Annotated in this window: 12 protein-coding genes; 5 read left to right on the top strand and 7 right to left on the bottom strand. The window is 59.4% G+C overall.

The window, feature by feature from the left end; translation table 11 throughout:
• The first annotated feature begins 47 nt into the window (after nt 1–47).
• The 4 genes from FJU08_RS09745 (at nt 48) to typA (ending at nt 6,119) form a co-directional block, all read left to right on the top strand.
• Nucleotides 48–1,580 (top strand): UxaA family hydrolase, encoded by a 1,533-nt coding sequence (locus FJU08_RS09745; protein WP_141148808.1) that lies wholly within the window; start codon nt 48–50, stop codon nt 1,578–1,580.
• A gap of 286 nt (nt 1,581–1,866) precedes the next feature.
• Nucleotides 1,867–2,154, top strand: coding sequence for a FeoA family protein (locus FJU08_RS09750; RefSeq protein ID WP_210245219.1), 288 nt, complete (start codon nt 1,867–1,869; stop codon nt 2,152–2,154).
• Between the two features lie 142 nt (nt 2,155–2,296).
• Nucleotides 2,297–4,135: a ferrous iron transport protein B gene (feoB, locus tag FJU08_RS09755; protein ID WP_141148809.1), complete on the top strand. Its 1,839-nt coding sequence runs from the start codon at nt 2,297–2,299 to the stop codon at nt 4,133–4,135.
• Nucleotides 4,136–4,292: 157 nt separating this feature from the next.
• Nucleotides 4,293–6,119: a translational GTPase TypA gene (typA, locus tag FJU08_RS09760; protein WP_141148810.1), complete on the top strand. Its 1,827-nt coding sequence runs from the start codon at nt 4,293–4,295 to the stop codon at nt 6,117–6,119.
• Nucleotides 6,120–6,172: 53 nt separating this feature from the next.
• On the opposite strand, the gene FJU08_RS09765 is transcribed toward typA, so the two are convergent.
• Nucleotides 6,173–6,802: a nucleotidyltransferase family protein gene (locus FJU08_RS09765; RefSeq protein WP_328592410.1), complete on the bottom strand. Its 630-nt coding sequence runs from the start codon at nt 6,800–6,802 to the stop codon at nt 6,173–6,175.
• 306 nt (nt 6,803–7,108) lie between these two features.
• Here FJU08_RS09765 and FJU08_RS09770 point away from each other — a divergent pair, with 306 nt between their 5' ends.
• On the top strand, nt 7,109–8,209 hold the full coding sequence (locus FJU08_RS09770; protein ID WP_141148812.1) for a glycerol dehydrogenase: 1,101 nt from the start codon (nt 7,109–7,111) through the stop codon (nt 8,207–8,209).
• Nucleotides 8,210–8,250: 41 nt separating this feature from the next.
• Here the strand turns inward: FJU08_RS09770 and fdhD are convergent, their stop codons facing one another.
• The 6 genes from fdhD to FJU08_RS23200 form a co-directional block, all read right to left on the bottom strand.
• Nucleotides 8,251–9,063 carry a formate dehydrogenase accessory sulfurtransferase FdhD gene (gene fdhD / locus FJU08_RS09775; RefSeq protein WP_141149030.1) on the bottom strand — a complete coding sequence of 271 codons (813 nt, stop codon included), beginning with the start codon at nt 9,061–9,063 and terminating at the stop codon, nt 8,251–8,253.
• A gap of 2 nt (nt 9,064–9,065) precedes the next feature.
• Complete coding sequence (gene ehuR / locus FJU08_RS09780) at nt 9,066–10,454, bottom strand: MocR-like ectoine utilization transcription factor EhuR (RefSeq protein ID WP_141148813.1); 1,389 nt, start codon at nt 10,452–10,454, stop codon at nt 9,066–9,068.
• 110 nt (nt 10,455–10,564) lie between these two features.
• Nucleotides 10,565–11,620: a 3-carboxy-cis,cis-muconate cycloisomerase gene (locus FJU08_RS09785; protein ID WP_141149031.1), complete on the bottom strand. Its 1,056-nt coding sequence runs from the start codon at nt 11,618–11,620 to the stop codon at nt 10,565–10,567.
• Between the two features lie 201 nt (nt 11,621–11,821).
• Nucleotides 11,822–12,622, bottom strand: a complete 801-nt coding sequence (gene pcaD / locus FJU08_RS09790; RefSeq protein ID WP_141148814.1) for a 3-oxoadipate enol-lactonase — start codon at nt 12,620–12,622, stop codon at nt 11,822–11,824.
• A 109-nt stretch (nt 12,623–12,731) separates the two neighbouring features.
• Nucleotides 12,732–14,141, bottom strand: a complete 1,410-nt coding sequence (leuC, locus tag FJU08_RS09795; RefSeq protein WP_141148815.1) for a 3-isopropylmalate dehydratase large subunit — start codon at nt 14,139–14,141, stop codon at nt 12,732–12,734.
• A gap of 74 nt (nt 14,142–14,215) precedes the next feature.
• Nucleotides 14,216–14,341 carry a hypothetical protein gene (locus FJU08_RS23200; RefSeq protein ID WP_268932134.1) on the bottom strand — a complete coding sequence of 42 codons (126 nt, stop codon included), beginning with the start codon at nt 14,339–14,341 and terminating at the stop codon, nt 14,216–14,218.
• Nucleotides 14,342–14,352: the final 11 nt, after the last annotated feature.

The raw sequence follows: 14,352 nt of genomic DNA on the forward strand, positions 1-14,352 counted from the left end.
CTCAATCGCCGGGCAATCCCCCCCAAACGCCCGCCTGGAGGTCTATTGTGGCTGAACATTCCGACTGTCTGAAACTGCACCCCAAGGATACGGTCTCGATCCTGACGGTGCGCGCCGATGCCGGCGCAACCCCGCTCGGCTACGGTGTACCACTTGAAAAACCCGTGACACGCGGTCACAAGATCGCCAATGTCGATATCCCTGAAGGTGGCGAAATCTACAAATTCGGCCAGCTGATCGGCTATGCCGCCCGCGACATCAAGGCTGGCGAGCATGTGCATGTGCATAACTGCACCTTCGGCGATCATGGCCGCGACTATCAGATCGGTGCCGATCTTGAAGCCGCCAAAGCCGCCATTCCCGACGTCAAACCGGCGTCTTTCATGGGCTACCGCCGCGCCAATGGCGCTGCCGGCACCCGCAATTACATCGCCATTTGCGGTACGGTGAACTGCTCGGCGACGGTCATCCGCCGCGCCGCCGACATCATCAATCATTCCGGCATTCTCGATCAGTACCCGAATATCGACGGTATTGCCGCCTTCGCCCATGGCACCGGCTGCGGCATGGCCAATTCCGGTCCGGGCTTTGACAATCTGCAGCGTGTTCTGTGGGGCTATGCGACGCATCCCAATGTTGGCGCTGCGCTCTTTGTCGGCCTTGGCTGCGAGCAGATGCAGCTGGCCCGGATGCGCGAAATCCATGGCGAGATGGATGAAAGCCGCTTCTTCCAGATGACCATTCAGGAAAATGGCGGCACGATGAAGTCGATCAACATGATCGTCGATCACATCAAAGCACTGTTGCCAACGGTCAACGACGTCACCCGCGTTGAAATTCCCGCTTCCGAACTGAAGCTTGCCCTGCAATGCGGCGGTTCGGACGGCTTTTCCGGCATCACCGCCAATCCGGCCCTCGGCATCGCCTCCGACCTGCTGGTCGGCATGGGCGGCACCGTGATCCTGTCGGAAACCCCGGAAATCTACGGTGCGGAACAGCTGTTGCTGCGCCGTGCCGTCAGTGCCGACGTTGCAGAGAAACTTCTCACCCGCATCAAGTGGTGGGAAGATTACACCGCCGCAGCCCATGGCTCGATGGACAACAATCCGAGCCCCGGCAACAAGCAGGGCGGGTTGACCACGATTCTTGAGAAATCACTCGGCGCCGTTGCCAAGGCTGGCAGCACACCGCTTGCCGATGTGCTCGAATATGCCGAGCAGATCCGCGAAAAGGGATTGCTCTTCATGGACACCCCCGGCTATGACCCGGTTTCGGCCACCGGCCAGATCGCCGGCGGCGCACAGATGCTGTGCTTCACCACCGGGCGCGGCTCTGCCTTCGGCTCCAAGCCGACGCCGACTATCAAGATCGCTACCAATTCTGCCCTCTTCGCCGCCATGCCGGATGATATGGACCTGAATTGCGGCGACATCCTCTCCGATGGCGCCGATATCCAGGTGAAGGGTCAGGAGATCCTTGATTTAATCCTGAAATCGGCCTCGGGGCAGAAGACCAAATCCGAAAGCATGGGGCTTGGCGACAACGAATTCGTGCCATGGCAGGTCGGCGCGGTGATGTAATCGCTGCGTGCAGGATATGCGATAAAAATGTTTACGAGGCCGCCGGGGCAGTCCGGCGGCCTCTTTCGTTGCACAACAAGACGGTTGTCGAAAAATAGAAATGGAATAATTCTAAAATATCATACGGTTATAAAAAGCTTCTGCAAATAGTTAAGTCTGTTGCGCCTTTTCACTAAAAGTGTCATAGATCGGAGGAAGATTTAAACAGGTGGATCTGGCACCAGTTTGAAGCGCACAAAGCCTTTCAAATAGCGCAGCCAGAAGATTTCCAGGACTGGAACTGCCCATGCTAAACAATCCTGCCATGGCAACCGCCCTTGAGGGACGCATCATTTCTCTCGATATGCTCGAGCCGGGCGAAAGCGGCATTGTAGAGATTGTCGACAGTGGCACCTGCGAAATCGGCCTTTCCAACCGCTTGAAGGCACTCGGGCTTTCTGCAAGTCATGAAGTCTCGATGCTCCGCCGTGGCTGGTTCGGTGGTCCGCTTGTTGTGCGCGCCGGCCGGACAACCGAGATCGCCATCCGTCGTTCCGAAGCCGCTATGGTGCGGGTGCGCAGAAGCGAAAAATAGTCACGCAACGCCCGATGCCAAGCGGGCCTTTCTACAACATGCGACAACAAACAACAGGGCGGCCACCCTTTGAGGCAAGCCAATCCGCTGACGGCACGTTTGCGATAGGCTATTGTCCGACAGATGCATCATCGGAATAGCCATGTCACATTGTTCGCCTGCCGAAGCCAACCTCTCCGAAAATGACGTGCCACGCATTGCCGTTCTGGGCCAGCCCAATACCGGCAAATCGATGCTCTATAACCGCATCACCGGCGCCAATGCCTATGTCGGCAACTGGCCGGGTATCACGGTCAGCCTGTCCAATGCGCGGGTGAAGCTTGGCGGTCAGACCGTGGAAATCGTCGATCTGCCAGGCATTTATGATCTGGAAGGCTATTCCGAAGACGAGACCATCGTCGCGGAATTCCTGAAGACCTATCCCGTCGACATGGTGATCGTGGTCGTCAATGCCAGCCAGATTGACCGGCAGGTGCTGATGCCGCTGCAGATTGCGCGTCTGAAATTGCCCGCTGTCGTCATGCTCAACATGGCTGACGAGGCACGCAAGAATGCCATCAGCATTGATTCGGACGGCCTGTCTGAACGCCTTGGCATGCCGGCCCACCTGATCAGCGCAAAATATGGTGAAGGCTATCCGGCCGCCATGGCCAGCGTCAGCGCGGTTCTGGCGGGCCGCGCCGGGCTGCCCCCGGTTATGGCCGATTATGAAACACTGCGGGCAACGCTGATTACCGAGGAAACCCTGCGGGACACGCTTGATGGCGTTGTCACCTATCCCGAGACGCCGCCAAAGACGCTGACGGAAAAGCTTGATCGCGTGCTTTTGAACCCCATTTTGGGGCTGCCGCTCTTCTTCGCTGTCATGCTCGGCATTTTTTACCTCATCTGGTCGATTGGCCTGCCCTCGCAAGGCGTGGTCGGCACCCTCACCGACTGGATCCAGGCGCATATGCTGGAGCCGGTGCTCCATCTGGGGCCTGCCTGGCTTGAGAATTTCGTTGTCAACGGCATCTGGCTCGGCGTTGCCACAGTTGCCTCCTTCGTGCCGCTGATCATGCTGTTCTTCTTCTGCATGGCAGCCGTCGAAGACAGTGGCTATCTCTCCCGTGCTGCCTATCTGATGGATGCCTGGATGGGGCGGATCGGGCTCGATGGCCGCGCCTTCGTCATGCAGATGATGGGTTTTGGCTGCAATGTGCCGGCCCTGATGGGCACACGGGTGATGCGCTCACAGCCGCTCCGCTTGTTGTCGATGCTGATCATCCCCTTTTCGCTCTGTTCGGCGCGGCTGGCGGTATTCGTCTTCATCATTGCTGCTGTTTTCCCGCCCGCTCATGGCCCGCTGGTGCTGTTTTCCTTCTATGTCATCAGCTTTGCCTCGGCTTTTCTCGCCGCCGCAATCTTCTCGCGCTCGAAACAGTTCAAGAACACCGAGCCCTTTGTGCTGGAACTGCCGCCCTACCGTGTGCCAACGCTGCGCCAGGTCTGGCTGCGCGGCTATGGTGAACTGCGTGAGTTCCTGCGCCGCGCTACCCGGTTCATCATTGTCGGCACCATTGCGGTCTGGTTTCTCACCAATTTCCCGACGGATGCCACAGGACTTGATACCTGGGGCGGCAAGCTGGGCGAACTGCTGCAGCCCGTCATGGCGCCCATCGGCGTCAACCCCTATCTGACGCTGGCGCTGATCTTCGGTTTCATTGCCAAGGAAGTGGTGATCGGCTCGCTGTCAACCATCTACGCCATGTCGTCCGGGCTGGTGGCGCATCAGATCGCCATCACGGTGTCGCCGGTCGCGGCCTATTCCTTCTGTCTGTTCTGCCTACTCTACACGCCGTGCCTCACCACGGTCGCAACGGTGAAATCCGAAAGCCGGTCATGGCGCTTCACGGCATTCACGCTGATAACCTCGCTGATCTATGCCTGGCTGGTCGCGTTTATTTTCTATCAGGGTGCCCGACTTCTGGGCTTCAGCTGAGGCTTTTCAGCCGCATTTGCGCTGCCTTGCACGTCAAGCATGTCTGCTGATGGCAAACTCGCTCTTTTGTTTTTATCAAAATGTGTGTATGAGCAGGCCCAAGAGCAACTGGCGCCTCCTCCCAATGTGACTGCGCCCCAGCCCCAGAGATACATTTATGGCTATCCGCAATATCGCGATCATCGCGCATGTTGACCATGGCAAGACGACCCTTGTCGATGAACTTCTGAAACAGTCCGGTTCCTTCCGCGAGAACCAGCGCGTCGACGAACGCGTCATGGATTCCAATGACCTGGAAAAGGAACGTGGTATCACGATCCTTGCCAAGGCAACTTCGGTTGTCTGGAAAGGCACACGCATCAACATCGTCGACACACCCGGCCACGCCGATTTCGGCGGTGAGGTCGAGCGCATCCTGTCTATGGTGGACGGCGCCATCGTTCTGGTGGACGCTGCCGAAGGCCCGATGCCGCAGACGAAATTTGTCGTCGGCAAGGCGCTGAAGGTTGGCCTGAAGCCGATCGTCGCCATCAACAAGATCGACCGCCCGGATGCCCGTGCGGAAGAAGTGGTCAACGAGGTTTTCGACCTTTTCGCCAATCTTGACGCGACCGACGAGCAGCTCGATTTCCACATCCTCTATGGCTCGGGCCGTGCCGGCTGGATGAACACCTCGCCGGAAGGTCCGACGGATCAGGGCCTCGGCCCGCTTCTTGACCTCGTTGTCGATCACGTTCCGGCTCCCAGCGTCGGCGACGAAGACGGCGCCTTCCGCATGATCGGCACGCTTCTGGAAGCCAACAACTTCCTCGGTCGCATCATCACCGGCCGCATCCATTCCGGTTCGATCAAGCCGAACCAGGCGATCAAGGTTCTGAACGCAGATGGCAAGACGGTTGAAACCGGCCGTATTTCCAAGATCCTCGCCTTCCGCGGCATCGAGCGCCAGCCGATCGATGAAGCCCATGCGGGCGACATCGTTGCAATCGCCGGCCTGTCCAAGGGCACGGTTGCCGATACGTTCTGCGACCCCTCGGTCAGCGAACCGCTGCATGCCCAGCCGATCGATCCGCCGACAGTGACCATGTCCTTCCTCGTCAATGACAGCCCGCTTGCCGGTACTGAAGGCGACAAGGTGACGAGCCGCGTTATCCGCGACCGTCTGCTGAAGGAAGCCGAAGGCAATGTCGCGCTGAAGATCGAAGAGGCAGAAGGCAAGGACAGCTTCTACGTCTCCGGCCGTGGCGAATTGCAGCTCGCCGTTCTGATCGAAACCATGCGCCGTGAAGGCTTTGAACTGGCTGTATCGCGTCCGCGCGTCGTCATGCACAAAGATGAAAACGGTACACTGATGGAGCCGATGGAAGAAGTCGTCATCGACGTCGATGAGGAACATTCCGGTATCGTCGTGCAGAAGATGTCCGAGCGCAAGGGCGAGATGGTCGAACTGCGTCCTTCGGGCGGCAACCGCGTCCGCATGGTCTTCTATGCGCCGACCCGTGGTTTGATCGGCTACCAGTCGGAACTTCTGACCGATACGCGCGGCACGGCGATCATGAACCGCCTGTTCCACGACTACCAGCCCTATAAGGGTGAGATCGGTGGCCGCGTCAACGGCGTTCTGCTGTCGAACCAGGCAGGCGAAGCCGTGGCTTATGCCATGTTCAACCTGGAAGATCGCGGCCCGATGATCATCGAGCCCGGCGACAAGGTTTACACCGGCATGATCGTCGGCATCCACTCGCGCGACAATGATCTCGAAGTCAACGTGCTGAAGGGCAAGCAGCTCACCAATATCCGCTCGGCCGGCAAGGACGAAGCGGTGAAGCTGACGCCGCCGATCCGCATGACGCTGGACCGTGCGCTTTCCTGGATCCAGGATGACGAGCTGATGGAAGTGACGCCGAAGTCGATCCGCCTGCGCAAGCTCTACCTCGACAGCAATGAGCGCAAGCGTTTTGAAAAGGCCCGCGCCGCCAGCTGATCGGCCGCACAAGGCTTCTGAATTTGAAACGGGCGCCCCATGGGCGCCCTTTTTCATGCATCCCAGTCCATGACTTTCAGCTCCGGCCATAAGGCCTGCCAGCGTTCGGACTTATGCTCATAGACCGTCCGCGAAACCTGTGTCTTGTTTGGCCGGACGATGCCGGACACCAGATCGCCAAGCCCGAATGGTGCTTCATGCTCGAAGCCGCCGCCATCAGCAGGTCGCAGGGCAACCGTTGTCGCTGTCGTCGGAAAGGTCGCGATTGCATCGCTCACAGACTGATAGGGGGCAATCTCGTAACCGAAGCGGCTTGCATACCATAAATGCACCCGTGCCTCGTTCTTGACGTCGATCCAGGCGGGGATGCCGGCAAAGGCCTCGCGAATCCGGGCCGCATGACGCGCCTCGCCCCGCTCGGACAGATCATCCGGATCGAAATAGACAATATCGATATCAGCAATGCCATGCCCCGCTTCGAAGCCGAACATTCGGTTCCACAATGTCTGCGCCAAAGCACCGGCCACAAGCCAACAATGCGGCAGATCCACAAGCGCCCAGTTCTCCAGAATGGGAGCGAGCAGCGGGCTCTGGCGCGCGGCATCGATCAGCAGCGACAGTTCATCCGTCATATGATCGCGGCGTTCGGGCCCTTCCCGGTTTGTGGCAGATTTAAACGACAACAAGGCAACCCCTTTGATCAAAGTTTAGCGGGATCGATCGCATGGTCCAGCTTTTTGACATCAGAAAGATAAGCAAACAGACGAAAGCGGAATCTTTCAGGCACAGCTGAGCGATTTTCTGGCAAACATCAATTGTCGCGCCTCCATACGCATTCGCACCAGCAAATCCTTTGAAAAACTTCACCTTTTGTCGCTCTTGAAATCGGCATGACAAAGCCCTTTCTTTAGGGAGGGATGAGGCCGACGAGAAACGCCACCGCCCATCCCGCTTGCCACTCAAACCGGGGGCAGAAAGGAAGGCGTAAGATGATTTCCACCACTATATTCCCCAGCCGCTATGTTCAGGGCGCCGGTGCGCTTGAGCATCTGACGGAAGAAATTGCCCGCCTGGGCAGCAAGGCATTGGCCATTGTCGATCAGGGTGTTGCCACCTTTGTCGGTGCTTATGTGAAAAGCGATGACAGGGCCGCCATCACCACGGAAATGTTCAAGGGCGAATGCTCGGATGAGGAAATAGAGCGGATCGGCAAGCTGGTCGGTGCGGCCGGTGCCAATGTCATCGTCGGCATTGGCGGCGGCAAGGCGCTCGATACCGCCAAGGCCGTTGCCCATCAGGCAAAAGTCCCGGTGGTCATCGCCCCGACGCTTGCCTCCACCGATGCACCCTGCAGTGCCCTGTCGGTGATCTACACCCAGGAGGGCGCCTTCAAGCGCTATCTGCTCTTACCGCATAATCCCGACGTGGTTCTGGTCGACACCAAGATTATCATCGGTGCGCCGGTGCGCCTTCTGGTCGCCGGGATGGGCGATGCGCTGTCGACCTTCTTTGAAGCCGATGACTGCCGCATCTCCGGTGCTGCCAATATGACCGGCCGGCCAGGCTCTGCCACCGCGATCGGCCTGGCGCGCATGTGCTACGACACGCTTCTCGCCGACGGACCGGCCGCCAAGGCTGCCGCCTCGCAGAAGATCGTCACGCCCGAATTCGAACGGATTGTCGAAGCCAACACGCTGCTCTCAGGCCTCGGCTTTGAAAGCGGCGGCCTTTCCGGCGCCCACGCGATCCATAACGGGCTGACGGCACTTCACGGAACGCACAGCTTCTGGCATGGCGAAAAGGTGGCAATCGGCACAGAGGCTCTGCTCTTCCTTACCGGCCGGCCGCAAAGCGTGATCAACGAGGTCTTTGGTTTCTGCGAGGCGATCGGCCTGCCGACAACGCTCGCCGATATCGGTATCGGTGACGCCAGCGACGCCGACCTCATGGCCGTCGCGAAGCTGGCCTGCACCGAGGGTGAGACGATCCACAATATCGATGGCGACGTGACGCCCGAACGCGTAGTCGCAGCGCTGAAGGCCGCCAATGCTGAAGGCATGCGCCGCAAGGCGATGAAACTTGTGGCGTAATCAGAGGGCATAGGACCGGCCGGACTGATGTCGGCCGGTCCTTACACGATCCGTTCAGCACGGGTGAAGACGGAAAAACCGTCGCGCCGGGCAATCGCCACAAGCGTGATCCCGGCATTTTCGGCCGTCTCGATTGCAAGCGCCGTCGGCGCCGAAATGGCGATCAGTACCGGTGCGCCGCAAATGGCGGCCTTCTGTACCATTTCGACGGAAAGGCGTGACGTCACCACGATTGCACCATTGGCGGCAGAAATGCTGCCGCGGGCCATGCCACCAATGAGCTTGTCGAGTGCGTTGTGCCGCCCGACATCCTCACGAACCATGACAATGCCGTGGTCGGGATGGAAGAAGCCCGCCCCATGCACAGCGCGCGTTTCGGCAAACAGCGGCTGAAGTGCGGAAAGCCCATCGACCGCCCGGTGGATGTCAGCCTCAGTCAGCCGGAGACCCTTTTCGGCGACAGCAGGCACGCTCCGCATGGCTGCATCCAGCGATTCCAGACCGCACAGCCCGCAGCCAACCGGCCCCGCCATAGACCGCCTGCGCCGGACAAAGGCATCGCCTGGTTCATCGGCAAGCGAAATCTGCAGTTCGATCCCGGCCTCAAAAGCCAGCACCTCTATCCCGGTGATCTCGTCTGGATGGTCGATAATCCCCTCTGTCAGGCTGAAACCGACGGCAAAATCCTCAAGATCGGATGGTGTCGCCATCATGACGGCATGGCTCGATCCGCGATAGGACATGGCAATCGCCGCCTCTGCGGCAATGACACGCTCCGTGTGCCCTGCCCCATCCGGACCGTGGAAAGCCGACGGCACCGTCAGCGAAATCGGGATCGTGTCCCTATCCATCATGGTCACGCCATCGCCTTGCGGGCATTGGTCCTTTCCCGCAACATGCTGGCAAGCATGCCGAGAGACGACGTCAGATCAAGTTCGGTCGTTGCCGAAAGCGAGATCCTGACGGCGGCGTGTTCCATCGGCAGGCGGCCGACATGGAAGGTAGAACCGGGAGCAACGATGACACCACGCGCGCGTGCAGCCTGAACGAAAGCCTCTTCGCGCATGCCGGAGGGCAGCGGCAGCCAGAGATGCAATGCCCCCGGACTGGTGCGGTAATCCACGCCTCGCAATGCAGCAGCAGCAATGCCATGACGGCGCTTCAGCGCCATGCGCTGCCAATTGATCAGCTCCATCGCCGTACCATCGACAATCCAGCGGCTGGCAATTTCGGCAATGGCCGGAGTGGCGATCCAGTTGGTCGCCAGATGCCGGTTGGCAACGGCTGCCGCATAACGTGGCGGCGCGGCCAGGAATCCCGTCCTGAGGCCCGGGATCGTGTTCTTGGAAAAATCGGTGATATAAAGCGTACGCTCTGGCGCAAAGGCTGCCAGCGGCGGCTGGCGGTTCTCGATCAACGGACCAAGAACATCATTTTCGATGATGGCAAAATCGCGCCGGCGGGCAATCGCGGTGATGGCCCGGCGGCGTGGCGCACTCATCAGCGCCGCATAGGGACCGGCAACCGAGGGCTGGACGAAAACCGCCCGCAGACGCTTACGCCCTGCCGCCTGATCAAGCGCTTCGGGAATCAGCCCTTCCTCATCCATCGGCAAAGGTTCGAGATCGAAGCCGAGATAGCTCGAAAGCGGTTTCAACATCGGGTGGGTCAGTTCCTCTGCCGCCACGACCGAACCGGGCGGCGCAACCCCCATCATGGCCGCTGTAATGCCTTCGCTCGCGCCATTGGTCACCGTGATACATTGCGGCGGCGCCTTCAGTCCGCAGGCGGCCAGCCAGTTGGCCCCGACAAGGCGGTAGCGGTTGAACAGCGCATTCGGCATCATCGAAAAGGCCAGTTCGGGGGGCATATCCGCCCCAAGCGCCGAAAAGGCGGCCGAAAACTTCGCCAGACTGCGGCTTTCGCAGACCGGCTTTAAGATCGACAGATCGACCAGATCACCATTGCGCTCATACATGTGGAGCTGTTCGGGCTCACGGGACTGCGCCCGGACATAGGAACCGCGTCCAACCTCACCGGTCAGAAGTCCGCGCCGCGTGAGTTCTTCATAGGCGCGACTGACGGTCTGCACCGAAATCTTCAGGTCCGCCGCCATCTGCCTTTGTGGCGGAAGCCGCATGCCGTTGATCAGCAGGCCATCACGGATTGCGCCGGAAATCTGCTCTGCGAGCGAAAGATAGGCGGGACGACGGATCAGGCGGGGATTGGGCTTCCAACTTGTCATAATGCGATTGTTGATCGAATTGCCGCAACTTCACAAGCAGAATTGTTTCAATCAGTTGCAGCAAGATTGAACAACCCGCACATTGTCACAGTTTCATGCGGGCCGAAAATTCACGCCTTGCCCAGATGCTTGATCCGCGTGCAGAGCTTGTCGGCCAGCATCAGCGAACCGGCTGCGGCTGCGACCATTTGCGGCAGGGTCAGCCATTCCAAGGTCCAGGCAGCGCCGGAACGCTCCTGTTCATGCACCAGTGCGGTATGCATCGCCGAGAGATTGGCAGCGTTGAAACGGGCCAGCGACACTAAAACTTCGGCGGCAACCGGATTGCGCTTGCCCTCGATATCGGAGGATTCACCGCCTTCGATCAGTTCAATTTCATCCCCCATTTCCGCCAGAAGGGCGATATCCAGGCCGAATTTGCCAAGATTGCCGCTGATCTGCGACATGCAGGACGCAAATTCTGCCAGCACATTGCGCTGGTTCTGCCATTGCGGCGCATCGATAAGGCCGAGGAGATCTGCCAGGGTTGCGCGGACTTCCACGCCCTGTTCCGGCAATTTGTCGAGCGTACCCGCCGCGCCACCGAACTGCACGGCAAAAAGCTGGCCATCCAGACGGAGCAGGAACTGGCGCAGATAAAGAACCGGCTCGCGCCAGGACCGCAACCTGTCCGAAACGGTGATCGGCAATGCGGGCTGCATGCGGGTGCGCGCCATCAGCTGATTGGCGCCAAAGCGGGCATCCAGCGTATCAATGCGCTGGAACAGATGATCGAGCCGGTCGAGAAACAGCGAGGACACCGTCGACAGCCGCATCATCAACGACGTATCGATCACGTCCTGGCTGGTGGCACCGAAATGGACATAGGCTGCCGCATCGCCGCCAACGGCCAGCCTGAGCTGGCGCACCAGATCCGGCACGACGATGCCGTCTCGGCTCGTCGCCTGCCTGAGCGAACCGATATCGGGTGCAAAGCCGGCACAGACTGCGGCAATACGGTCCGCGGCGTCCTGCGGGATTGCGCCGACACGCGCCTCAGCCTCGGCAAGGGCCGCCTCGAAAGCCAGCATCGCCTTCACTTCCGCATCAAAGCTGAAGCAGGCGGCAACTTCATCGTCACCGACGAGACCGGACAGAACAGGATGGTCAAAGGCAGAATAGCTCATGGAAAATACGATCATTCATGAAGTTCGGCATGAATGACCGGCCTCACACCCGCCACCACGCCGCAAATGCCTCAAGGCATTGCGTTGGACCCTTTTGCGCCGCTTTCCATGGCGCAGTCTTGTTAACGCGTAACTTGCGCCAATGAGGCGATTTACGCAAGTAGGACGGCACGTCTTGTTGCAATTGCGAAGTTCAGTGCTTCAACCCGCCAGATCATGACGCTTTGCGAAATCGACAAGAAGTCCGGCATAGAATTCAGGCCGCTCGACGCAGGGGATATGCCCGGCGCCCGCAATCACGGTAAAGGCTGCACCCGGTATCGCATTGGCGGTTTCCTTAACCACCTCCGGCGGTGTTGAACTATCCTCATCGCCAACGAGGCAGAGAACAGGGACGGTAATGGTCGGCGCCACATCCCGGTAATCAGCGTCACGGATCGCCGCGCAGGTGGCGACATAACCTTTCAGCGACTGGCGCACCAGCATGTTCGACAGCCCCGCAATCACTGCATTGTCGGGCCTGCGGAAGGCCGCAGTAAACCAGCGCTCCATGGTGACATCGACCAGACCGGCAATGCCTTCACGGTTCAACAGCGAAATGCGCTCGTTCCAGCTTTGCTGCGTGCCGATTTTCGATGCGGTGTTGGACAGGACCAGCCCCGGCACCAGGTCCGGACGCCTGGCCCAGAGCGCATGGGCGATGAGGCCTCCGACCGAAAGCCCACAGACAAATGCCGGCTTCAGGGACAGGTGATCGAGCAGCGCGATCAGATCGTCGGCATGGTCATCAATCGACTGCGGCGTCTCACCGAGATCCGAAAGCCCATGCCCGCGCTTGTCATAGGTGAGGAAGGAAAAGTGCTCGGCAAGATAAGGGATCATGTAATCCCAGAGCCTGAGATCGGTTCCGAGCGAATTGATCAGCACGATCAGCGGCTTTTGCGCCGGATCGCCATGCAGGCGATAGTGAAGCGTGACCGCGTTCAGCCGCACGAATTGCATTCTGTTTCCTCCCCGGATAGCCCTGTTCGTCAATATCAAAAGAAACGGCGGCTGCGACTATAGCGCAACCGCCGTATCCGTTAAGTCCTTTCGAACGAAGCCGGAGCCATCAGGCCCAGTCGCGAATATCGACGAAATGACCCGCAATCGCTGCGGCCGCCGCCATCGCCGGCGAAACCAGATGGGTACGCCCCTTATAGCCTTGACGGCCTTCGAAATTGCGGTTCGACGTCGAGGCGCAACGCTCTTCCGGCTTCAGCCGGTCGTCATTCATTGCCAGACACATGGAACAGCCCGGCTCGCGCCATTCAAAACCGGCTTCGAGGAAGATTTTGTCGAGGCCTTCGGCTTCCGCCTGTTCCTTGACCAGTCCGGAGCCCGGAACAATCATGGCGTTGACCGTTTCGGCAACCTTCTTGCCCTTGGCAACGGCAGCGGCTGCGCGCAAATCCTCGATACGGCCATTGGTGCAGGAACCGATGAAGACGCGATCAACAGCGACATCCGTCATTTTCGTGCCTGGCTCGAGCCCCATATATTTCAGCGCCCGCCACTTCGAAGCCCGCTTGGTCTCATCGGCGATATCATCCGGGTTCGGCACGGTCGCGGTTACCGAGACGACGTCCTCCGGCGACGATCCCCAGGTCACGATCGGCGGCAGATTTGCGGCATCGAGAACGACGACACGATCATATTCAGCGCCCTCGTCGGAGACGAGCGACGACCAGTAGGCAATCGCACGCTCCAGCGCCTCTCCCTTCGGCGCGCGCGGACGCGACTTGATATAGTCGAAAGTCTTCTCGTCAGGCGCGATTAGACCAGCGCGGGCACCGCCTTCGATCGTCATGTTACAGACGGTCATGCGGCCTTCCATCGAAAGCGAACGGATCGCCTCACCGGCAAATTCAATCACGTGGCCCGTGCCGCCAGCGGTCCCGATCTCGCCAATGATGGCAAGAATGATATCCTTGGCCGTCACGCCTTCCGGCAGCTGGCCATCGACACGCACCAGCATGTTCTTGGCCTTCTTCTGGATCAGCGTCTGGGTCGCCAGCACATGTTCAACTTCGGAAGTGCCGATACCGTGCGCAAGCGCACCGAAGGCGCCATGGGTCGAGGTATGGCTATCGCCACAGACAATCGTCATGCCCGGCAGGGTGAAACCCTGTTCCGGCCCGACGATGTGGACGATCCCCTGACGCTTGTCCTTCTCCGAATAATATTCAACGCCGAATTCAGCGGCATTGCTGGCAAGGGCTGCCACCTGAATGCGGCTTTCCTCGTTCTTGATGCCATTGACGCGATCGGGCGTGGTCGGAACATTATGGTCGACAACAGCCAGCGTCTTTTGCGGCGCATGAACCTTGCGGCCGGCAATCCGCAGCCCTTCAAAGGCCTGCGGCGACGTCACCTCATGCACGAGATGACGGTCGATATAGAGAAGACAGGTACCGTCATCCTGTTGATCCACCAGATGATCGTCCCAGATTTTGTCGTACAGCGTGCGGGCTTTGCTCATGATCGTTTGAACCCTGTTCTGATTGGTATAGCAGGCATGGGCGACGGAACCGTCGCCGCTGGAATTCAGCGCGATCAGCTAAGTCGGGCGTTCAAGGCGCCGGAAATCATCGCAAAGAAACGGCTCGGCAGGCGCTTGTGGTCCTGCAGAACGAAGGCCCTTACGAAACGGGCATCCTTGCGGTCTGTCATCCTGATCATGGGCTGCTCAT

Origin of the sequence: Martelella alba (assembly GCF_006516955.1) — a bacterium.
GTDB lineage: Bacteria > Pseudomonadota > Alphaproteobacteria > Rhizobiales > Rhizobiaceae > Martelella > Martelella alba.